Origin of the sequence: Butyrivibrio sp. MC2021, from assembly GCF_000621605.1 — a bacterium.
In the GTDB taxonomy this organism is placed as follows: domain Bacteria; phylum Bacillota; class Clostridia; order Lachnospirales; family Lachnospiraceae; genus Butyrivibrio.
Map to the genome: position 1 here is coordinate 45,825 of NZ_JHXX01000003.1, position 21,605 is coordinate 67,429.

Sequence of the window (21,605 nt, forward strand, 5' to 3'; positions counted from 1 at the left end):
ATCATAGTCCCTTTACGTATAAATAAAGCAGCAGGTATAACGCACTTGGTATTATGCTGACAAAAGCTCCCACCAGAACCGTCCATTTTCTCTTAAAGAACAAAAGCACCAGTGTATATAATGCCACAAGACCGCCGCCGAAGATGATTCCCATGGAGCTGCAGATTCCCGACAGCATATTAACAAGTGTCAGGATAAACCAGGGTGCGGCCTTCTGGGTCTTGGTGAGATTGACATTGGCCACTGTTTCCCTGACATCCTCCAAAAGCCACAAAAATATCCAGAGAATAAGCGGGAAAACCAGGTTGGAAACAATGGCCTTACCCTGCCAGGTCCTCATCAAAAAGAAGGTGGCCGGAGTATAATGGGACACATTTCCAAACATCATAAGGAAGGATATCACCAGCATAAATACCGGGATCACCTCCTGTCTTCTTCTGAACAGGATCCTTCCGATCTCTACATAAACAAGATAAACAAAGGGAATTACCAAAAGAGGGATCACACTGTGGGATACGATAGTTGAATGGATCCCGCTGCCCTTGGCCACAAAGGCTATCCACATGGTGATGACCGCAAAACAATGCCTTACATCCAGGCTGGTGGAGCCTCCGGTGTAGGGAAGAATTGTGTTCATCACATTCGCCTGCTGTGCCAGCAGTGATTCAACCACATAGTAGGCATCATCGCCGTCAAAGCTTGACATAACCACAGCCATGACCATCTGAACAGCCAGCAGAAGGAAAAATATTCCCCAATAGATCTTGGCTTCCAGTGAATAGTCCAGCTTCAGTCCCTTGGGATCAGACCTGGGGCTTAAAAGTTCGTGGGCCCCTGCATGGGTCTCTCCGGGAAAAATCGAAAGAAAGCTGAAGCCCTCTTTTTTCAGCAAAAAAACAAGTCTTATCAGCCCCATGGCCGCCAGGACGCCGGAGCTCACCGCAAAGTATTTGAAGCAGTATCCAAAGGCTCCGTAGGTGATCCTGATCATACAGGGCATGGCGATGACTTCAAAAAGTCCGAAGTAGGCCAGATATCCGATGATAAAGGTTATTCCGATTGTCCTTCGAAATACCGGTAATATGCCGTTTAGTAAGATTCCGATAAGCATCGGAACAATAACAAGCCATAAGATCAGTAGCATTTATCAGTATCCTCTCAATTATTTTGACATAACAAGCTTAAGGTGTTCCTGTAAAATGCCGATACCGGTGGTGTTCTCTCCACCCCTTGGGATTATGATGTCGGCATACTTTTTACTGGGTTCTACAAACTGCTCGTGCATGGGCTTAACAGTCTCTCTGTACTGTATAAGGATGGAGTCGATGGATCTGGCTCTCTCCACCATGTCACGTCTGATTCTTCTCATAAGTCTCTCATCGGCGTCAGTCTCAACGAAGACTTTGATGTCCATAAGGTCTCTGAGCTCTTTGTTCTCAAGGATAAGGATACCCTCTACGATGATGACCTTCTTGGGAACCACATGAACTGTGGCATCTGACCTGTTGTGGATGGTGTAATCGTAAACAGGCATGTCGATCTCCTGGTTATTCTTGAGCTTTTTGATATCCTCGATCATAAGATCTGTGTCAAAAGAACCGGGATGGTCGTAGTTAAGTCTTGATCTGTCCTCATAGGAAAGGTCATCATGAGCCTTATAATAGGAGTCATGATTGATAACAACGATGTCATCACCGAAATTCTCCTTGATCTTACGTACTATTGTAGTCTTACCTGAAGCTGTTCCTCCTGCAATTCCTACTATGCAAATCTTCTCACTCATAATTATTCCTCTCTTAATCCACTCTGTAATTGTTTCCGTAGGACCTGTAATACATATGACCCAAAACCTCGCCGGTTTCCTTGTCGTAGGTGATGACCTGGATGTCATAATCCACATGGGCATCATCATAAAGATAGTTCAGCTCTTCATTGTCCTCGGCGTATAAAAATCTGAATCTGGCTTCCACAGGCTGGTAGATAAGATTGCCCATGGCCGTGGGTACGCCGCCCAAAAAGCCATCATCAAAGGCCTCATAGGTCTGTCCGCTTCCTGCATCATTTATAAGTATGTAGGGGCCGTTGGCCTGATAAATATTGTCTGTCCCTGCGATGTTACTTACTATCTTGCGAAGGCTGTCATCTCTGAAAGCATAGGAGCCCTGGTTAAAATAGATGACGCTTCCCACTTCATTCATGGACAGCACATCAAGCTCTGTGTAAAGGTCTGCCTCTGAGGTAGTCATTTCCCTGATTCCCTGATAGAACTCCCGGGACTTGTTATCCCAGTCAGCATAGGCGCTGTCGCCTCTGTGATCTGTGAGCTCTCCGTTCTCCTCGAGCCAGTTACCCATAAACCTTGTGACCTTCTCGGCACCTGTGACATTGAGATGTCCTGTGTCATTAAGGTCAGCTCTGATATCTATTATATCCTTATCGAGCATATTAATATACGGTACAGCATATTCTCCTGCCACAGCTCCCGCACTTCTTGCTGCGATCATGTCCTCGGTATCGGCACAGAAGGGAAGGTAGGTCACAACAACGCCGATGCCCTTTCTCTGGCACTCGTCTATGATCTTGCGCAGGTACTCCTGACCTACGGTGTGTCCGGATAAAAGAGCTCCCTCATCAGGCACGGGATAGCTAACAGGAGTTTTTTCAACCTCATAGCGCATCTCCGCTCCAAAGAGCATATTTCTGTCTGCCTTACCGGTAAGGGCTCTGTAGTCGTTCTCATCCAGCTCGCTCCATCTGTCATGGTAGACAATGAAGTCAAAAAGGAACTGATTTCTCTTATCCTGATCCCGGATAAGATCCTTGACAGCGGCAATCTTGAGTCTGTTAAGGGGCCATGCATCCATGTTCAGATGAAGCTGCTCCACAGAGGTGTTTATCTCATCTGCATCAGCATTTTCTTCCATAACATCAAGATACTGATAGTCCTTCTCAAGCATGTAGGCATCCACCACAACCCACTGGGGAGTGCAGTAATCAAGGGCCTCGATGAGCTCCCAATAGGTGGCCTGCATTACGGAACCGTGGCCTCCCATATTGTAGGAGGTAAAGCCATAGTCCCTGTATAAAGTCGCAGGATTAAAGCCGTTGATCACATGGGAAGAGCCCATAAACAGCACATCTATCTGATTTTCTTTTGCCTTGTCAAAAAAGTCCGCGTACTTGTAGCTGCTCTCTTTTTTTCCAACCACTGTCACCGCTGCCAGAAGGCACAGCACCAGCAGCACCGCAAAAACCGCAGCCTTGCATAGATTCAAAAGTCTAGTTTTCATAGTCACCTGTTTCCATTATGTTTGATCAGAACTGCTGATAAATAAAACTTGCCGCATCATAGCCCGGGCCCCATATTCCGCAAACCAGAATAACAAGAACCGCAGCGATCGCAATAAGATATCTGAACCAGATTCCCTGGGAAAGGATCTTCTCCCTCACAACTATTCCCTTGTAGTTGGCTATATCAACGATAACCAGAACTGCGATGCCAAGAAGTGCCAGCAGCATATTGGCCTCGTTAAGGCCCATTCTGAAGATCTCCCCGTTGGTAAGAGCCCAGGGTGATAAGTCAAAGCAGTTCTTTATAACTGCCACAGCCTGGGAAAGGCTCTCCGCCCTGAAAAATACCCAGGCGAAATTAACCAGCATAAAGGTCACAAAAACCTTAAGAAGCATATGTGAGGATGCGTTTCTGTTGACCTTGAAGAGGCTTATAAACTTATCCCTCACAGGCTTTAATACAAATCCTATTATCTGATAAACAGCATGCAGAAGTCCCCAGATGATGAAGGTGAAGCCTGCCCCGTGCCACAATCCGCTTATGGCAAATACAATAAGGATATTTACGTATTTTCTGACGATGCCCTTTCTGTTTCCTCCAAGAGGGATATAAACATAATCCCTGAAAAAGCTTGAAAGAGATATATGCCATCTTCTCCAGAACTCCGCCACAGACATTGAAAGGTAGGGGCTGTCGAAGTTCTTCATGACATCGATGCCAAGAATTCTGGCGCCGCCGATGGCGATATGTGAATATCCGCCGAAGTCGCAGTAGATCTCGAAGGTATAAAAAATGGTTCCGATAAGGGTAACAAGGCCGGAAGCCTCTGTTCCCGAGTAGATGGAATTAACAAAGATCCCCAGTCTGTCTGCCACCACCAGCTTCAGGAAATATCCCCAGAGCATCTGCATCAGACCGTCCCTCAGCCTGTCGTAGTCAACGGATAAGGGATATGAAAACTGAGGAAGCATGTTTCCAGCTCTCTCGATAGGTCCCGAAATGACCTGAGGGAAGAAGGAAACGAAAAGTGCATATTTGATGATGTTTCTCTCGGCCTTAAGGTCTCCTCTTTTTACATCCACGAGATAACCTATGGCCTTGAGAACATAGAAGGAAATTCCTATGGGGGCTATGAGCCTTGATGCAAGGCTGTCTCCCACTTCTTTTCCAAGGATATTAAAAAATGTTCTTTCAAAAAAGCCCAGATATTTCAGCACCAGGATCATTCCGATATTGACTGCAAGGCAAAGGACAAATACCGGTGTAGCGCTCTTTTCGCTCTGCTTGTCCTCCCTATCCAGGAAGATACCTGCAAAATAGGTGGTAAGGATCGATAAAAGAAGTACCACCGCTCCCTTTACATCAATGCTCAGGTAAAAGGCCATACTGGTCACAAAAAGCCAGATGTAACGCCATTTCCTGGGAATTATCAGATTTACTGCCACCACTAAAGGCAGGAATATCAAAAAGCCAAAAGATATGAACTGCATTGCTCCTCCAATGTTTTAGAAATTAATCCTTTTCTCCTCTACTACCAGGGGCCTTCCGATAACACGGGTGTTGATGTTGAGAATATATTCCCCCATAAGTCCGATGAACAGAAGCTGAATGGCTCCCATCATGAACATTCCGCAGATCATAGGTGCATAGCCCGCATGGAAACTGTACCAGTGAGTCAGCTTGAGAATCAGGTACACTAAAGCCACGATAACATCAATAAGGGCTATTATAAAGCCCGCCATGGTGCAAAGTCTCAGTCCCACCTTGGTGTAGGAGGTGATGCTCAGCATAGCCGCATCATAGAGAGTGTAGAAATTATTGTGGGTCTTGCCGGCCTTGCGCTTGGGCTGCTCATACTCCACTGTGGTCATATTGAAGCCCTCTCCGTACTCCGCAACGATTCCTCTGATAAAAGGAATGGGATCGTTGAGACTCCTGAGGAGCTCTATAAAGGTCCTGTCGTAAAGTCCAAAGCCTGTGAAATGCTCTATCATTCTGACATTGGACATATTCTTGATGAGCTTGTAATAAAGAGTTCGCATAAGGTAGACAAAGCCGTTCTCCTTGCTGGAGGACTTAACTCCACTGACAATCTTATGTCCCTCTTCCCATTTCTGTACAAAAACAGGAATAAGCTCCACGGGATCCTGGAAGTCCGCGCATATGGGGATCACGCAGTCCCCATCCAGCGAGATCATGCCATGGAAGGGGGAATTGAACTGCCCGAAGTTGGTCACATTGAAAATGGCCTTGATCTTTTTGTTGCCTGCGCAGATCTCTTCGATCTTGTTTCTTGTTCCGTCGGTGGAGGCGTTGTCTATGAATACGATCTCATAGTCATACTGAGAAAGCTTGGTCTTAAGGACCTCTTCAACAGCCGCTGATATGCCGGCCACATTCTCCACCTCATTAAAACATGGAATCAGAATACTAATCTTTTTCATAAAAAACCTTTCTAAAACGTGGTTCCCTATTACACAACAATGCGGTGCCACATATAGAAGCACCGCATATAATCATAAATAATTTAATCCAGCTCAACCTCATCAGCGGATTCTGCATCGGTGCTGTCTGTGGTTTCATGGTACTCTTCCTCGGTGTTGACATTCCAGATATTGCTGCGGTCTGTCACGCCGCCGAGAATATTCTTAACCACCTCAAAGGAGGTGCACATAGAATGGTCAATGTTGTTGTATCTGTGCTGTCCGTTACGTCCTACGCAGTACAGATTGTCGATGGTGTTAAGGTATGCCACCAGCTTGTCCATCTCATCATAGGTATCGAAGTAAGCAGGATATGCCTTCTTAACCTTCTCCATATGATAATCCATAACCTCGGAGGCACTGTCGATAAGTCCAAGCTTTACCATCTCGTCGATAGCCATCTTGGCAAACTCATCCTCAGTCATATTCCACATGGAATCGCCTTCAAAGCAGAAATACTCAAGACCTACCCATACTGTGTTCTCAAGATCCTTAACCAGGTATGGAGACCAGTTGTTGTAGATCTGGAAACGTCCCATCTTAACTGTTCTGTCCTGAACATAAACCCAGTTATCGGGAACGATATTGCCCATGGTTCTGATATTGGTCTTGTTCACAAGGTTGAGCTTGGGAACAAGGACACCCAGTGTCATGTAATCACGGTAAGGAAGTCCGGCGGCGATTCTGGCGGGATCTGCGGGAACATCATTCATTCCTGCCACAAGATCCTTCACCGGCATGGAGCTGATAACTACATCGCCGTCCATCTCCACTTCCTGTCCGTTCTGAAGATAGGTGATTCCCTTGATGTGATCGCCATCCTTGCGGATCTTCACAACCTTGGCGTTCATGATGATGGTTCCGCCAAGCTTCCTGATCTCATCGGCTGTAACGTCCCAGAGCTGACCGGGGCCGAGCTTGGGATACTTGAACTCTTCGATAAGAGATGTGTTGACCTTACGGTTCTTAACCTTAAATAGTCTTCCGAGATAATCTCTGATGATTCCGAAAATGGACAAGCCCTTGGTTCTCTGCTTACCCCAGGAAGCATCGATCTCGCTGGGATGTCTGCCCCAGAGATTCTCGGTGTAGTACTCAAAGAACATGGAGTACAGCTTTTTACCGAAGTTGTTGATGTAGAGGTTCTCAAGATTGTCCTCGGGTCTCTTGTGGAAAACGGAACCCATATATGAGAAACCTACCTGAAGGGTTGTCAAAAATCCGAAGTTCTTGAAGGTCTCTGCCTTAAGTGAGATCGGATAATCATAGAACTTGGAATCAAAAAGGATACGTGAAACACGGTGTCTCTTGAGCATGACCCTGTCTTCCTTCTCAGGATCCGGTCCGCCCTCAGACATCTTCATGGGTCTGTTGAGGACTATGTCATCATAGGTGGGTGAGCCCTGCTGAGGAAGCATCTTCTCCCACCACTCGTTAACCTCAGGAACCTTGGAGAAGAATCTGTGTCCTCCCATGTCCATACGGTTACCTTTATAATTCACGGTTCTGGATATACCGCCGAACTGCTCGGTCTCCTCAAAAATAACCACCTCATAGTCCTTGGACTTGGCCAAAAGCTCATAGGCAGCTGTAAGTCCGGCTGGTCCCGCCCCGATTATAAGTGCTTTTTTCATTATACTATCCCCTAACTAAAGATATTTTCTGATAAACAACATAAGTAGTATAACGCAGGAAGCCTTTTTCTTCAATAAAATATGTCATTTCCGGATTTTGATAAAATGTATACATATTACCGTATACACATGCGCGATATACCATCATTTTCTTAAGACTTTCTTAAGATTAACGGCAGAAATTCTTAATTTTTGACCAAAAAGCTTTTATTTACCACCACAAATGTTAAAATATGACTTGTAGTTTTTAAGAGGAGAATAAATGTATGAAAAGAAAAATAAGAATTTTTACGGCAGCACTTTTAGCAGCTGCTGTCTCTCTTACGGGATGTACCCTTTCTGATGGCGCCCCAAAACAGGCAACTGAATATGTAGGTGACTCATCCTCAGCAGATTCCTCGGATGACAGCGCAGCTGCCAGCTCAGGAGCCAGCGGCGACATTATCGTCGTGGAAGATTTCTTCGAACCCATACTGGAAGAGCTTGAGGCAGCTCTCGGAGGTTCCTCTGCAGAAGAAGGCTCATCAGAGGCTTCATCCGCTGCATCTTCCGAACCCGAAAAAGAAGCAGACAAGATCGAGATGGTATTTATAGGCGACAGCCAGATGGCCAACGGCAGAAGCGACGGCACAGACCTGGCATCCCTCGTATCAGCCAGAGTTCCCAATTCCGTATCCTACAACCTGGGAATAGGCGGATCCACCGCTGCTTTGGAGGAATCCACCTCAGATCTCAGCCCTGACAAATGGGTCTCCAACTGCTTTGTGGGAATTGCCTATGCACTTTCCGGTAAGGCTGACAGGACCAAGGTCCTTGACGGTCACCCCGAGGTTCTTTCCGTCATGGAACAGATCGATCCTGCCAAGGTTGACTACTATTTCATCGAATACGGCGCCAATGACTTTTTCAAAAAAGTGCCTCTGGATCCCTCTACCAGCGATGTTCCCTATGTAAAAACCTACTACGGCGCATTGAACACAGGTATCGACGAGCTCAGAGCCATCAGCCCCAACGCCCAGGTCATCCTGATGACACCTTTCTACGGAATCTACAAAGATTCCAACGGCAACTTCATCGGTGACAGCTACGTAGTCAGCAACGGTATCGACACTCTTGCCAACTATGCAAGAAAGGCCGGAAATGTTGTAGAAGTGGAAGAAATTCTTGATTTTGACTGCATGTTCATGTCCAAGTGTGATCTGTACCTCGATACCTATGAGGAGTACCTGATGGACGGAACACACCTCACCCTGAAGGGAAGGCAGATATTTGCAAGACTTCTTGCTCACATCCCCAACTGGGCGGAAGGTTTCGAGCCCTTCGCTTACATGGAAACAGATATAATCAAGATTGCTGATTTTGATCCCGACGAGTATTACAGATATCCCAAGGATATGATGCAGGAATACTACCCTGACAATTTCGAGAGAATGCAAAACGGGGAGTACCTTCTGGCACCCCCGCAGTGATCATAAGGCCCTGAGGCCGAATATTACAGTTACAATAAGTCTTATGAGATTAACAATTACAAGGCCGTAGGCCATGCCCACAAGACCGAACATATAGCAAAGAGGAATAACAACTGCAGCGAAGCTTATCACATAGATTATGTTGATAAAAAGCTGCAGTTTTTCTTTTGTAAAACTGAGGACCACCACCATCAGTGACCCCGACAGGAAAAACAGTATCTGTCCCAGGTTGGCCAAAAAGAAATACTGTCTGGCCTCCTCAAAGACCTCCGGATACATGATCTTTACAAAGATAAAAGACACGCCGCTGCAGATAAAGGCCAGGGCTGCTGATACAACAATAAGTCCTCCTCCGATGGCTGCAAAGATCTTTTTTGTTATCCTGAATCTGTAGTTGGTAAAGTAGCTGATGATAATGCCGTTTAAGGGCGTTGTCAGCATGGCAATGATCTTGCCAATAAGGCTGGCGGTATAGAATACCGTAACCTCCCTCGCTCCCACCAGGAGCCTTAAGAAGATCCTGTCGGAATTAAGGATAAGAGCCGAGATCAGGTTGCTGGCGGATATTATAAAGGCCGAAGTGAAGTTCTCCCTGTAGCTCTCAGACAGTTTCAGGAAGGGCGGTCTGAATATTTTTCCCCTGATAACGGTGTAGATGATTCCGAAGGCTTCACCCATCAGAAGTACCGAAAACCAGCTGCCACTGTAGGGATAGATCAAAAGTCCCAGACAATAACCCAGGGACGTGGCCAGGAAAAAGAAGAAGTAATCCGCAAACCGGATATTCATTCTATATTCCACATCCGCATAATATCTGAATACCGTAACTATCATCAGGATAAGAACCTGCACAAAAACCGCAACCTTAAATTCCTTAAGCAACAGAAGAGACACCAAGGTAACTATCACACTTATAAGGGACACAACTCCAAGGAAAAGATTATAATCTCCGTTGGCCTGGGTCCTGTCCTTTTTGGCCACCATTCTTGAATAGCTGGCGGCTGTGCCGAATCCCGCCCCCATCACCGATATGATTGAAATCAAATAAAGAACGGTGCCAAAAGCCTCGGCACCCATCCGGTCATTGAGACCCGGATAGATGAAAAGCTGAAGTACACCGTTATAAATAAGCAGCGCAAAGACGCTGAATATGAAATCTCTTGAAGCATTTAAAGCAAGTTTTTTACCTGTTTTATCACTCATTTTCTTATTTTCCGTCTTTTTCCCAGTCACTTTCTTTGTGTCTCTGGAGCATGTTGAGCTGCATCTCAAACTCACGCCTGTTGTTAAGAGCCATAGTTGAGAGAATGACTCCCGCGAAAAAGCTCTGTACCGCCGCCAGCATTACGAAGCAGCATACAATAAGGGTCGGAATCTTAAGCACAAGGTGTGTCTCCCAATAAGCAAACAGGATTGGAATAAAGAATCCGATGGAGAGAGCTGCCAGAACCACTGCGATTCCAAGAAAGAACCCAAAGGGCTTGTAGCTTCTGTAAAGTCTGAGGATAGTCCTTAAAACCTTGAAGCCGTCTGCATAGGTGTTAAGCTTGCTGACTGAACCTGCGGGACGGTCTCTGTATTCGATGATGACATTGTCGATCTGCATATTGTTGTATACCGCATGGATAGTCATCTCTGTCTCGATCTCAAAGCCCTTGGAAAGAACCGGGAAGGTCTTGACGAACTCATAGGAGAAGGCTCTGAAGCCCGTCATTACGTCCCTGATGTCGCATTTAAAGAGCTTGTTGATGCTGGCTCTTACCAGGTCATTGCCGAAGTTGTGGAAGGGTCTTTTGTTCTCCTGATAGTAGGTAGAAGAAAGTCTGTCACCCACAACCATATCGGCATTGTGGTTGATAACCTTGTCCACCATCTCGGGAGCTGACTCCATGGGATAGGTGTCATCTCCGTCCACCATCACATACACCAGGGCATCGATTTCTCTGAACATGCGTCTTATAACATTGCCCTTGCCCTGCATATACTCGTTACGGACAACAGCGCCCTCAGCCTCTGCGATCTCGGCTGTTCTGTCCTTGGAGTTGTTGTTATACACATATATTGTAGCCTCAGGCAGGGCCTTTTTCGCATCCCTGATAACCTTGGCTATTGTCTTTTCTTCGTTGTAGCACGGAATCAAAACCGCTATCTTATCCATTACATTCCCTCATATTTCTATTTTAATAATTTTATCATATCAATCCACAGCATACACATAGACAGTATAGGGACTGTTATACCCGCTGTATCCGCCTATCAGTGAAAGTCCCGCCTCACTGCAGTTGCTTATATTGATCCTGGAAAAAAGGAAGCTGCATCCCAGGTCCTTAAGCGCCTTGCCGTCAATGAAAATGTTGGTATCCGTAACCCCCATCATACTCTTGGTGGCCATGACTATGGTGTCATCGGTGCCGGAGTACAGATAACATCTGGCGCCCCACTCATCAAAGTAGATCCTGGAGTTTTCTTTCCTCTCAAGGGCGGGGGCAATGACCTGCCTGAACTGCTCCTTGTAGCTCTGAGGATAAAAACCAAGATATCCGTCCAAAGTAGCAATACCGTTATATTCAAGGATCGCCGGATGCATGCCGTAGGCTATACCCCACTGATCCTCACTGTAGCCTATATCCTTTTTTATCTCATCAAAAAGCTCCGCTGAATAGAACTCCCTGTAATTAAGATCATCATTTACATTGCCGAAGATGTTCTGCCTTGCTGTGTAAAAAGCGGTGTTATAAAGGTCGTTGTACCTGGTGGGTGACAGCAGTACCACTGCGCCGCAGGCAAAGACAAGAGCATAGGCGAGAGCAGGAAATACCTTTTTCTCCTTAAGGGACAGCCTGTAGACAATGATAAAGAGCATCCCGCACCAGATAAAAGGATTAAAGAAAATGGTGCGGTTGTACTGAAAGCCCGTAAGAGGCGGAACCAGTGTCTTAATAAGGTTGTTCACAAATTCCGAATAATAAAGTCCGTAAACGAGGCAGTCCAGGAAAAGAAGCAAAACACAGAGGTTGTATATATCCGTAAATATGCCCTTTACATTCTTTTTGATGATATAGCCTGCATTCAGAACTACAAAATAAACTGCGCAGATGGGAAGAAGCAGGAACTTGTGCACATCCTCCACGTGCATCATGCCGTTTACAAAGACATCAGCTATCTGTCCCATGATATCCCCTGCACCGAGATAGGTCTGAACCATGGTATCCCTTATGGTGACTGTATCGGAAAAGAGCATCATCATAAAAAGCCTGTACTCAAACACAAAACTGCCCAGGGATAACAGTATCAGAGAAATAAAAAGCCCTGCCGGGAACTTCCTGTCCCTAATCCAGAAAATGATCACTGCCACAAAGAGATAGCCGATGATAAAAAAGCCTATATAGGAAAAATACGAAACGAAGGGATATAAAAACACCAAAACATACCATATAAGGCTTGGTGTATAATACACTTTTCTCAAAAGATATATGATCAACGGAATGGCGGCAAAAGGAATTCCAAAGGCCGGGAAGAGATTGAGGACGCCGTATAAGAGGCCTGTCAGTGTAGCCAGATTCTCAGTATGCTCGTTCTTTTCTTTGACCATATCAAGAAAAAGAAGTCTGCAGGAAATGATGGCGATAACCACCTTCAGCACATATCCCGTGATATAAGCGGCAAAGCTCGGAAGAACCGCATAGAGCAGGCTGTAAAGTGACAGCTCGCTGGGAAGCACATCCCTGGATACCCCCTTAAGGAAAGGGGCTGCCACGTTGTGACTGAAGAATGTACCTGTGTTCTTCAGCATGGCGAACTGGGCCACAAACAGGTCCATATTATCCTGCACGGCAATATAGCTGTTCTCACCTATTACTGCGTAAAAGATGATAACAGCCAGTACAAACAAAACCGCAAATGCAATTCCAAGATGCCTACCGCAACGCTTCATCACTTAATCTTATCATCCTCGTTGTTCTGATTGCCGATCTTCATACGCTCGTGACCGCCCAGTCTGTTGGCAGCCTCCTGATCTCCGCGAAGAATGGCATTTACAATCTGCATACGGAAGCCTGCATCAATGAAATCACAGTGCTTGCAGAACGGATAATTCTGTCTTCCCTCTGCGATGGCGCGTCTTACATTCTGGAACTTCTCGCTGCCCCAGGCCTCCTTAAGACTTACCTTGGTCAGGTCGCCGAAGTCTGTGGTCTCGAAGTTATCGCAGCAGCAAAGTCCCATTTTGCCGTTGGGCATGATCCACATATCTGTGAAAGGAAGAAGACAGGTCTCCTTGATAACCTTCTCTGTGGCCTTCTTGTTGGGAGCACTTCCCGCTCTGTTGGTAAGAACCTCCTGAAGGTATCTCATCTGGATCTGGATATCAAGATCCTTGAACTCATCGGGATGAGCCTTGACATAATCATAGACTTCCTGAATATTCTTGTGAAGTTTCATCTCCATGGAGTAGTTGTTGATAATGAGCTGATCGATATAAGGTGCCACCTCTTTTACCTTGTCAATTGTAAGGATAAGGCCGTTGGTGGACATAAAGATAAAGCTGTCGGGCAGCTTTTCTCTGGCGTATTTGTGCCTCTCCACGATCTTGGTATCAAGAAGAGGCTCGTTGTTGCCGTAAAGAGTAAGATGTCCCTTGTAGCCCCAGTCTGCCAGCTGATCGATGATATTTTTGTAAAGATCGTCGTCGATCTTGGCAAGAGGTCTGCACTCAGCGTGAACATTGGCTGTGCAGAAGGCGCAGGTGGAGTTACATCTGTTGATGGTCTCGATATTTACAACGTTTGGCATGGGAACTTCCTTGGAATTCAGGAAGTAGTCGCAATAAGCCTTCTGTGACTTGCTTCTGGTAAAAAACTGAAGCTTAAGATATGCGTTGCTGGCAAGCATAGGAAAATGCTTTCTCGCAAACCATCCGAATTTTCCCATAAAACTGTTAACTCTTATTGGCATTTCTATTCTCCTAACGATTAATCTTTTTTAGTATACTGTTCATTCCATAGGCGGCATAGGGCAGCCAGTATATGTAGTATCTCATGACATATCTGGAGGAGCCTTCCCAGAATTCATGGAAAACCATGCCTCCAAGTATCAGTATCAGTAAAAGCATCTCCGGAAGCCGTCCGTTCCTCTGCACCAGTCTCATAACAAGAAAGACTGCCACGCACAGATAGCACACCGTCATAAATACGTTCATGACCTGGGAAAGAAATACCATTCCGTCCCCGAAGACAATGAACTGTGCCATGGCGGGCTGGTCCTCCACATGTCTGCTGACCAGGTCCAGGTTGTGAGTGGAGATACATACAGGGTCCGCCCACTGGGAAATAAATTTCCTTCCGAAAAACTTCACTGCATACTTGGGATTTGACACAAATCTCTGCAGTGACTCTTTAATATTTTCTACTGATTCTGCTTTGGCAGCTTCGGAGTCATATCCGTTACTTCCAAAAACCTTATAATTATATCCGTTATACCACCCATCTTCAAGTTCACTTTCCTGAAGACCCATGGCAATATGCGAAGCTGCAGGGCTTCCCGCAGGTATTTCCTGAAGTCCCGTAAGTTTGAGGTAGTAATTGTTTACCCCGTATTTCGCCCCAAAGACCATGGCGATCATGGCGGCGGACAATAAAAGCACTCTCAGGACGCCCTTTTTGTCGTTAATATCGAGGCACATTACCATAATGAGGGCTATAAGCGCTATCTCACAGTTGGTCTTGATGACCACCGCACAGGCTATAGCCGCTCCGCTTCCCAGTGCATAGATGCTCCTTTTTCTCTTAAGGTAAAGAATCATCAGGTAAAGAGCAATCGTCTGGGGCGCCATGCTAAGGATGTCCCCGTAAATATAAGTCACATAGTTGTAAAAGAAAAGTATTCCAAAGGACAGGATCGCCATAATTCCGCAGACCTCTCTGTCCTCGAAAAGCTCATAGGTGATGCAGTACAAAAGAAATACCGTGATAAGTATCGATGCCAGCTGCACCAGATCCCAGGCCAGGTAATTGGAGGGCCCGAAGAGCCTGTACATGATCTGTCCAAAGAGTACGTATCCCAGCTGAAAAGGCCATATATAAAGGTATCCGTCCTTTTCCGTAAGGGAGGAATAATCCCCGGTCATAAATTCGTTAATGGCATTGTCCAGAAGGAGGGAGTCATTGACTGCCCTGGGCTTGATCAGAAATATAAGCATCAGGCAGTAAAACAGCGAAAACAACAGTGCCGCCATAAGGAGCCGCCTCTTGGTATCAAGAAGGTATCCCATCCTCCGCAGCACGAAAAATACGATAAATACCGCCACCGTCAGAAGTAAAAGAAGCGGTATGTTCTCCTTGCCGAATACAGGCCTGTCCACATCACTTCCCATGTCGTAGTAGACGGTGGTTGCCACACTGGCTACAAGTACAGTCACAGCCCCTATCAAAAGGAAAAAGATCACTATGCTGTTAAAGGCTCTTTTTAGCTTCAAATCCTGTGTCTCCTCCCACAAGAAGTCTGACTATATCAACCGTAGTCATAAGATAAGCGATGGTATAGGCCACCGAAATCACAGGCATCCCAATCTCCCCGGCCTTGAAAAGCACAATGGCGTAAACCGCCAGGGAACAAAGATTGGCTATCAGCATGGGCCACACTATCCTTTTGCGAACCAGAAGTGCAAAGGGAGTCAGCATGATCAGCATCGCGTAATCATAGCGCTCATGCATTCCGGGAAGAAGCATAAGGCAGGTCCAGCCGGTCCAGATATAAAGATAGATAAAAGTGCTGTCATCAATGTTATCTTTATATTTCACGCAAAGACAAAGTATGGCAACCAGCACCGCGAAAACAAGAAGCAACGCAGCACCTGTCAGCACCTTGTCATAATTGTCGAAACCAAGATTGTAGAGGTTTGGGAAAAATGATACCATCCCATAGCCCTCTGAGGATATCTCCCCTGTCTGATTAAAGTAGGCCAGATATGTGGCCCTGAGGCCGTGTCCCGCCAGGACCTCCGGCAAACCGGCCAGCAGATAAACCGCCGGTATCCATAAAAATTCAAGGATGCTGAATTCCTTTTTCTCAGAGCCCTTAAAGCCTCCGATGAAATAGAGGATAACAAAAAGCGGCAGGAATATCACAGCCTGTAGCTTGAAGGCAAAGGAAACACTGTACCAGATAAGAGAGACTCTGTATTTCCCCCTTATAAGCTCATGCAGGGATATCACCAGAAAACAGGTATAAACCGAATCTACCTGCTTCCAAAGACTTCCATTGAAGACCACAAAGGGAAGGAACAGGGTCAGAAGCCCTGCCACCGCCGAGAAAAACCTGACCTTGGTGAGATGATAAAAGATTCTGTAGATGAAAAACGCAGTGATCATCTCACATATGGTTGGAATGATGCTAAGCATCACCCAGGGTTCAAAGGGAACATAGGAGCAGAGGGCATACAGCACATTAAAGGGTACGTAATAGTCCCCCGGAGCTGATTCAAGGCCCTTAAGGCCCCCTGCGGACCTGTAAAAATCTACCCAGGCCTTATAGTAGGTATTGTAATCCGGTGACAGCTCGGTGTTGGGAGCAAGGCTCGCTCTTATAAGAACCGCCGCAAGAAGCACCACAAACAGACCTATCACATACAGGTATTTATTTATCAGCGTTTTGATTATTCTGTCTATTGCCGGTTCTTCTTTCATCCCCCACCTCTGATCACTTAAAGCTGTTAACGACTTCTATTACTCTCTCCTGCTCTTCCTTGTACATTCCGGTGTAGATAGGAAGAGATATAACTTCACCAGCAAACTGCTCGGTGATAGGGAAGCTTCCCTCTTTAAATCCAAGATATTCATAAGCCTGTGCAAGATGAGGAGGAATAGGATAGTGAATGATGGTTCCTACACCGTTGTCCTCAAGATACTGCTTAAATTCGTCACGTCTTCCGGGAACTCTGAGAACATACTGATGCCATACACAGGTTGAGCCCTCAGCCACTTCAGGCTTGATAACAAGAGGATTATTGATGCCCTCTGTGTAGCGAGCTGCCAGATCTTCTCTTTCCTTAGTGATCTCATCCATGTGGGTGAGCTTAACCCTAAGGAGCCCTGCCTGGAGCTCATCAAGTCTTGAGTTGGCACCTACAACCATGTTGTAGTAACGCTTCTCACTGCCGTAGTTTCTGTAGATCTTCATAAGACGGGCAAGCTCAGGATCATTGGTGGTCATGGCACCTGCATCTCCGAAGGCACCCATGTTCTTTGAAGGATAGAAGGAGAAGCATCCGATATCTCCGAAGCTTCCTGTCATCTGTCCCTTGTGATATGCTCCGTGGGACTGGGCACAGTCCTCCACGAGACGAAGGTTATGTCTCTTGCAGATGTCGCAGATCTTGGTCATGTTGGCAGCCTGTCCGTACAGGTGAACAACAAGAACAGCCTTGGTCTTGTCTGTGATCTTTTCCTCGATCTTGTCAGCATCTATCTGATAATATTTGTCAGGCTCAACAATAACGGGTGTAGCGCCGTTGATGGTGATTCCCATTACGCTGGCGATATAGGTGTTGCCCTGAACAATGACCTCATCGCCCTCTCCGATTCCCAGAACCTTGAAAGCAAGAATAAGAGCATCCAGTCCGTTGGCTACGCCTACGGCATACTTGGTTCCGATGTACTCTGCGTACTCCTTCTCGAAGGCCTCATCCTCTTTTCCAAGGATGTACCATCCGCTTCTAAGGACCTCAAGAGCCTTCTCCTCGTACTCCTTCTGATATCTCTCAAAGCCTCTGTCCATACGACCCTGCATTATTTTATCCATATCGTTATCACTCCTTATCCGAATCTGTCTGATTATCGTCCTGTCTCTTAACCTCATCAATTATAAAAGGCGGCCTGTTTCTGGCTTCCTCAAGAGCTCTCCAAATGTACTCACCAAGAATAGAGAGCATGATAAAGATTATTCCAAAGCCAAAGAGCACTACGCTCATGATTGAAGCATAACCAAGGATAGGTGTGCCTTCCATGAGCTTCTCTCTGATTACCATAACTATTCCAACCAGGGATAAAAGAGAAAAGATAAATCCCATGGTTGCCATGAATCTGATGGGGAAATAGGTAAAGCTCATCATGGAATCCACCACCAGCTTGACCTTCTTACCCAGAGTCCATCTGGATTTGCCCACCTCTCTGTCCTTTCTGTGGAAATAGATCTTCTCTGTCTTAAAGCCTACCCACATAACCTGAAGGGTCAGTGAAGAGTTCTTTTCATCCATCATCTGAAGGACCTTGATAACCTGTCTGTCCACCAGGTAGCAGTCACAGCCGCCCTGGGGCATGTCCTTGTTGATGGTCTTGCGAACCAGCCAGTAATAGCAGCCTGCAAAAAACTTCTTGACCGCACTCTCGTCTCTGGACTCTCTGATGGCAAGAACCACCTTGTTTCCACGCTTCCAGCTCTCGTACATATCAAGGATCAGTGTGGAATCCTCCTGGAGGTCCGCCTGCTTGGTCACGGCGCAGTCACCGGTACATACGGAAAGTCCCGCAAGAAGAGCCGCATGCTCACCGAAGTTTCTGGAAAGCTTGGTGCATACAACATTTTTGTCCATGGCTGCGATCTTCTGGATTATCTCCCAGGAATTGTCCCCGGAGCCGTCATCCACGAAGACGATCTCATAATCTCCGATCTTTCCAAGGATCTTTTCCTTCATGTCCGCATACAGCATCTCCAGTGTATCGGAGTTGTAGTAAACGGGAATTACTATTGAAAGCTTACTCATTGTTCTTTTATCTCCTTAATGAAGGCATCATAATCACGGATGTACTCGCTGTCGATGTAGTGCTCGCTGGCGAGAACCAAAAGCACGGAGTCGGGAGAAAAATCATACATCTCCTTCCACACCATGGGGCCAAGGTAAAGACCCATTCTGGGCTTATCCAGTACTATGATCTCCTTCTTCTCACCATCGTCAACCAGCACCTTGCTGCTGCCGCTGACATTGATAAGAACAAATTTGGTATATCTGTTGGCATGATTTCCCCTGATGATGTCGGGGTCTGAACCGTACATATAGAAAACTCTTCTGATGTCAAAGGGAATGTCAAAGCCTGAGCCCTCAGCAACCACAAGATTGCCTCTCTCATCGCCGAATTCCTTGAACTCAATGACGCTGTATTTACAGTTATCAAAATTCTTCATAAAACTCCCACCTCTATTTAACAAGCCTTACGCTTGATTTCTCGTAATAATCCGCCACTGCCTTATTTACCCAGTCCTCGGTATCCTCAGTTACGTCGGAAAAGTAAAGAAGGGAGGGCTTGACGCTGTACTCCTTGAGCTCTGCATCCGAAACGCTGTCATCCTTAAGGATCTGCAGCCTGTCTCTGTTTTCTTTTGCATAAATTCCGGCATTTCCCGCTGCAAGATCTGAGATCGCAGATGCAGAGGTGATATAGCCAGGATCAACATAAAGAGAAAGCAGAAGTCCCGCCGCAAGAAGCCCCAGCATTGAAAGAAAGCCGCTGCCTGCAGCGCTTCCCAAAAGCTCACCGCTTTCAGTCACATTTTTATCATTAAGCAGCTGTGAAAGCCACATACTGTCGTACATAACAAGAAGGACCAGCATAAGTACAAACTGCATCCATATTATAGCAACCATTCTGCCTGCCTCAAAATTGCCCATGGCATAAAGGGGCGGAACGATGTTCACAGCCACCATAAGAAAGCAGAATGTTGAAAACAAAACCGGGTGGCGAAGCCTGATGGAAAGGCTGCGACCTGCCTTAAAGCAGATGATTGCCACCAGTGCCAGCATCACCGGCACTTCCCAGGTAAGCCATTCATTGATGCACATGTCAAAGACATGATAAATGGATCTGAATACGGCCACCACAGGGTTCATATAGTTAAGGGCCTCGCCTCTTACACTGTTGCCGGGGGCTGTCATGGAAATGATAAGCCCGATGATGTTGCACAGCGCCGGTATAAATATAAGAGTTTTTTTGCGCCCATAGATATCAAAGATCACAAAGGCTGCGGACATAACAGCCAGGGACAGTGCCGTCATATAGTTGGCTCCTCCCAGCAAAAAGCCGAGAACGGAGGTGGCTGCAATAAGGGCTGTGCTCTTTTTCTCAGAGAGCCGTATCATAAGTCCCAGCCAAAAAAGTCCCAGTCCGAACATAAAACAGTAATTGATACTGCCGCTGTACCAGTAAAAAGCCTCATTTCTTGCCCCTTCCCGCGGCATGCTCTGGATCATGGGAAGAAGTGCCAAAACAGAAATGATCCTTGCATAATACTTGGAAATACCAAGCTTTTTGACCACTACTGCGTCAAAGAAAAAGAAGACGCCCAGTGTCAGGCTTCCCAGCATAATAATTGTGGTAAGGGGGTATAGCCCCTCCGAAAAAACCCCGGGACACAGAGCTGTCAGGGCCGCTGAGAAGAAATAGCCCGTCCAGTTCATGTAGTACCAGTAGCCCATGTAAAGGCCATAGCCAAGGCTCGAAAGCACACTGCCGGTCTCCCTGAAATGTCTGTGGGTTTCCAGGGCCATGGAAAAATCATCCGCTGATGGGAAATTGTAAAATCCCAGGATGATCATGGGTATTATGCTCAGAACATAAAATACTATAAGCGCTGTACTTAAGTGCTTTACATTTAGCTTAACCATAATACTCCTTGTACCAGCGGGCGAATCGGCCAAGTCCGGTTCTAAGGTCAGTTGCGGGTTTAAATCCGAAGTCCTGTTCAAGAGCTGTCACATCAGCATAGGTCACCTCAACGTCACCGGGCTGCATGGGAACCAGCTCCTTGTGAGCCTCAAAATCGTAATCTGAAGGAAGCACTCCCGCAGCAATGAGTTCCTGCTGAAGGATGTCCACGAAATCCAGAAGGTTCACAGGACTGTTGTTACCGATATTGTAAACGTTATATCTGACGCCGTTTTCATTTTTGTCAGGAGACTTCTGCATCACATTGATAATGCCCTCTACGATGTCGTCAACGTAGGTAAAGTCTCTTTTGCAGTTGCCAAAGTTAAAGATCTTGATCTTGTCTCCTCTGACAAGCTTGTCTGTAAATCCGAAATATGCCATGTCCGGTCTTCCTGCGGGGCCGTATACGGTAAAGAACCTGAGGCCCGTGGAAGGAATATCATAGAGCTTGGAGTAGGCGTGGGCAAAAAGCTCATTGGATTTCTTGGTGGCAGCGTAAAGAGAAACAGGATTGTCCACCTTGTCCTCTACGCTGTAAGGAATCTTTTTGTTGCTGCCGTACACACTGGAGCTGGATGCATATACCAGATGAAGGACGCCCATATAGCCGTCCTTTCTGTGCTTTTCATCATAGGAATGTCTGCAGGCCTCCAAAATATTGTAAAAGCCCAGCATATTGGATTCGATGTAGGCATCGGGATTATCGATGGAATAACGAACTCCCGCCTGAGCTGCCAGATTCACCACAACCTCGGGTCTGAAGCTGTCAAAAACCCTGTCGATCACATCGCGGTCTGCGATGCTGCCCCTGATAAGCTCGAACCTGCCCCGGGATACCTCATCAATTCTCTTAAGTCTGTCTTCCTTGATACCGACATCATAATAGTCGCTCATGTTGTCGATACCGATGATGTTTATGCTCTTGTAGCTCCTAAGGAGCTCTGTTACCAGATTGGAACCGATAAAGCCCGCAGCTCCGGTAACAAGAACTCTCTTATTTTCCAAATCAATATTCTTAGTCAGCATGGTTT

Annotated in this window: 18 protein-coding genes; 1 reads left to right on the plus strand and 17 read right to left on the minus strand. The window is 46.3% G+C overall.

Going from position 1 to position 21,605, the window contains the following annotated elements; all coding sequences use genetic code 11:
• Window position 1: 1 nt before the first annotated feature.
• The 6 genes from T359_RS0108330 to T359_RS0108355 all read right to left on the minus strand — a co-directional run bounded on the left by T359_RS0108330 (window position 2) and on the right by T359_RS0108355 (window position 7,409).
• Window positions 2-1,144, minus strand: coding sequence for a DUF6077 domain-containing protein (locus T359_RS0108330; protein WP_026517074.1), 1,143 nt, complete (start codon window positions 1,142-1,144; stop codon window positions 2-4).
• Window positions 1,145-1,162: 18 nt separating this feature from the next.
• Window positions 1,163-1,783 carry a uridine kinase gene (gene udk / locus T359_RS0108335; protein WP_026517075.1) on the minus strand — a complete coding sequence of 207 codons (621 nt, stop codon included), beginning with the start codon at window positions 1,781-1,783 and terminating at the stop codon, window positions 1,163-1,165.
• A 13-nt stretch (window positions 1,784-1,796) separates the two neighbouring features.
• On the minus strand, window positions 1,797-3,290 hold the full coding sequence (locus T359_RS0108340) for a hypothetical protein (RefSeq protein ID WP_026517076.1): 1,494 nt from the start codon (window positions 3,288-3,290) through the stop codon (window positions 1,797-1,799).
• A gap of 25 nt (window positions 3,291-3,315) precedes the next feature.
• Window positions 3,316-4,782 carry an MBOAT family O-acyltransferase gene (locus T359_RS0108345; protein WP_026517077.1) on the minus strand — a complete coding sequence of 489 codons (1,467 nt, stop codon included), beginning with the start codon at window positions 4,780-4,782 and terminating at the stop codon, window positions 3,316-3,318.
• Window positions 4,783-4,797: 15 nt separating this feature from the next.
• A complete protein-coding gene (locus tag T359_RS0108350; RefSeq protein WP_026517078.1) occupies window positions 4,798-5,736 on the minus strand; it encodes a glycosyltransferase family 2 protein in 939 nt (312 codons plus the stop codon).
• Window positions 5,737-5,819: 83 nt separating this feature from the next.
• Window positions 5,820-7,409 carry an NAD(P)/FAD-dependent oxidoreductase gene (locus T359_RS0108355; RefSeq protein ID WP_026517079.1) on the minus strand — a complete coding sequence of 530 codons (1,590 nt, stop codon included), beginning with the start codon at window positions 7,407-7,409 and terminating at the stop codon, window positions 5,820-5,822.
• Between the two features lie 266 nt (window positions 7,410-7,675).
• On the opposite strand from T359_RS0108355, the gene T359_RS0108360 reads away from it, so the two are divergent.
• On the plus strand, window positions 7,676-8,878 hold the full coding sequence (locus tag T359_RS0108360) for an SGNH/GDSL hydrolase family protein (RefSeq protein ID WP_026517080.1): 1,203 nt from the start codon (window positions 7,676-7,678) through the stop codon (window positions 8,876-8,878).
• Here T359_RS0108360 and T359_RS0108365 read toward each other — a convergent pair whose 3' ends face one another.
• Genes T359_RS0108365 through T359_RS0108415 form a run of 11 tightly spaced genes read right to left on the minus strand, consistent with a single transcriptional unit; the run spans window position 8,879 to window position 21,600 of the window.
• The gene (locus T359_RS0108365; protein ID WP_026517081.1) at window positions 8,879-10,081 is read right to left on the minus strand and encodes a lipopolysaccharide biosynthesis protein; all 1,203 of its coding nucleotides are present in this window, start codon (window positions 10,079-10,081) and stop codon (window positions 8,879-8,881) included.
• A gap of 4 nt (window positions 10,082-10,085) precedes the next feature.
• On the minus strand, window positions 10,086-11,036 hold the full coding sequence (locus T359_RS0108370; RefSeq protein ID WP_026517082.1) for a glycosyltransferase family 2 protein: 951 nt from the start codon (window positions 11,034-11,036) through the stop codon (window positions 10,086-10,088).
• A gap of 39 nt (window positions 11,037-11,075) precedes the next feature.
• Window positions 11,076-12,812, minus strand: coding sequence for a DUF6044 family protein (locus T359_RS0108375; RefSeq protein WP_026517083.1), 1,737 nt, complete (start codon window positions 12,810-12,812; stop codon window positions 11,076-11,078).
• Window positions 12,812-13,831, minus strand: coding sequence for a radical SAM/SPASM domain-containing protein (locus T359_RS0108380; protein ID WP_026517084.1), 1,020 nt, complete (start codon window positions 13,829-13,831; stop codon window positions 12,812-12,814). The genes T359_RS0108375 and T359_RS0108380 overlap by 1 nt, the downstream gene beginning before the upstream one ends.
• Before the next feature lie 10 nt (window positions 13,832-13,841).
• Window positions 13,842-15,350 (minus strand): glycosyltransferase family 39 protein, encoded by a 1,509-nt coding sequence (locus T359_RS0108385; RefSeq protein ID WP_026517085.1) that lies wholly within the window; start codon window positions 15,348-15,350, stop codon window positions 13,842-13,844.
• Complete coding sequence (locus T359_RS0108390; RefSeq protein ID WP_026517086.1) at window positions 15,328-16,560, minus strand: hypothetical protein; 1,233 nt, start codon at window positions 16,558-16,560, stop codon at window positions 15,328-15,330. Before T359_RS0108390 ends, T359_RS0108385 begins: the two co-directional genes overlap by 23 nt.
• Before the next feature lie 13 nt (window positions 16,561-16,573).
• Complete coding sequence (locus tag T359_RS0108395; RefSeq protein ID WP_026517087.1) at window positions 16,574-17,674, minus strand: DegT/DnrJ/EryC1/StrS family aminotransferase; 1,101 nt, start codon at window positions 17,672-17,674, stop codon at window positions 16,574-16,576.
• Between the two features lie 7 nt (window positions 17,675-17,681).
• Window positions 17,682-18,635, minus strand: coding sequence for a glycosyltransferase family 2 protein (locus tag T359_RS0108400; protein ID WP_026517088.1), 954 nt, complete (start codon window positions 18,633-18,635; stop codon window positions 17,682-17,684).
• Complete coding sequence (locus T359_RS0108405; RefSeq protein WP_026517089.1) at window positions 18,632-19,054, minus strand: sugar 3,4-ketoisomerase; 423 nt, start codon at window positions 19,052-19,054, stop codon at window positions 18,632-18,634. The genes T359_RS0108400 and T359_RS0108405 overlap by 4 nt, the downstream gene beginning before the upstream one ends.
• A gap of 13 nt (window positions 19,055-19,067) precedes the next feature.
• Window positions 19,068-20,531 (minus strand): DUF6056 family protein, encoded by a 1,464-nt coding sequence (locus T359_RS0108410; RefSeq protein WP_026517090.1) that lies wholly within the window; start codon window positions 20,529-20,531, stop codon window positions 19,068-19,070.
• On the minus strand, window positions 20,524-21,600 hold the full coding sequence (locus tag T359_RS0108415; RefSeq protein ID WP_026517091.1) for an NAD-dependent epimerase/dehydratase family protein: 1,077 nt from the start codon (window positions 21,598-21,600) through the stop codon (window positions 20,524-20,526). The genes T359_RS0108410 and T359_RS0108415 overlap by 8 nt, the downstream gene beginning before the upstream one ends.
• Between the last annotated feature and the right edge of the window lie 5 nt (window positions 21,601-21,605).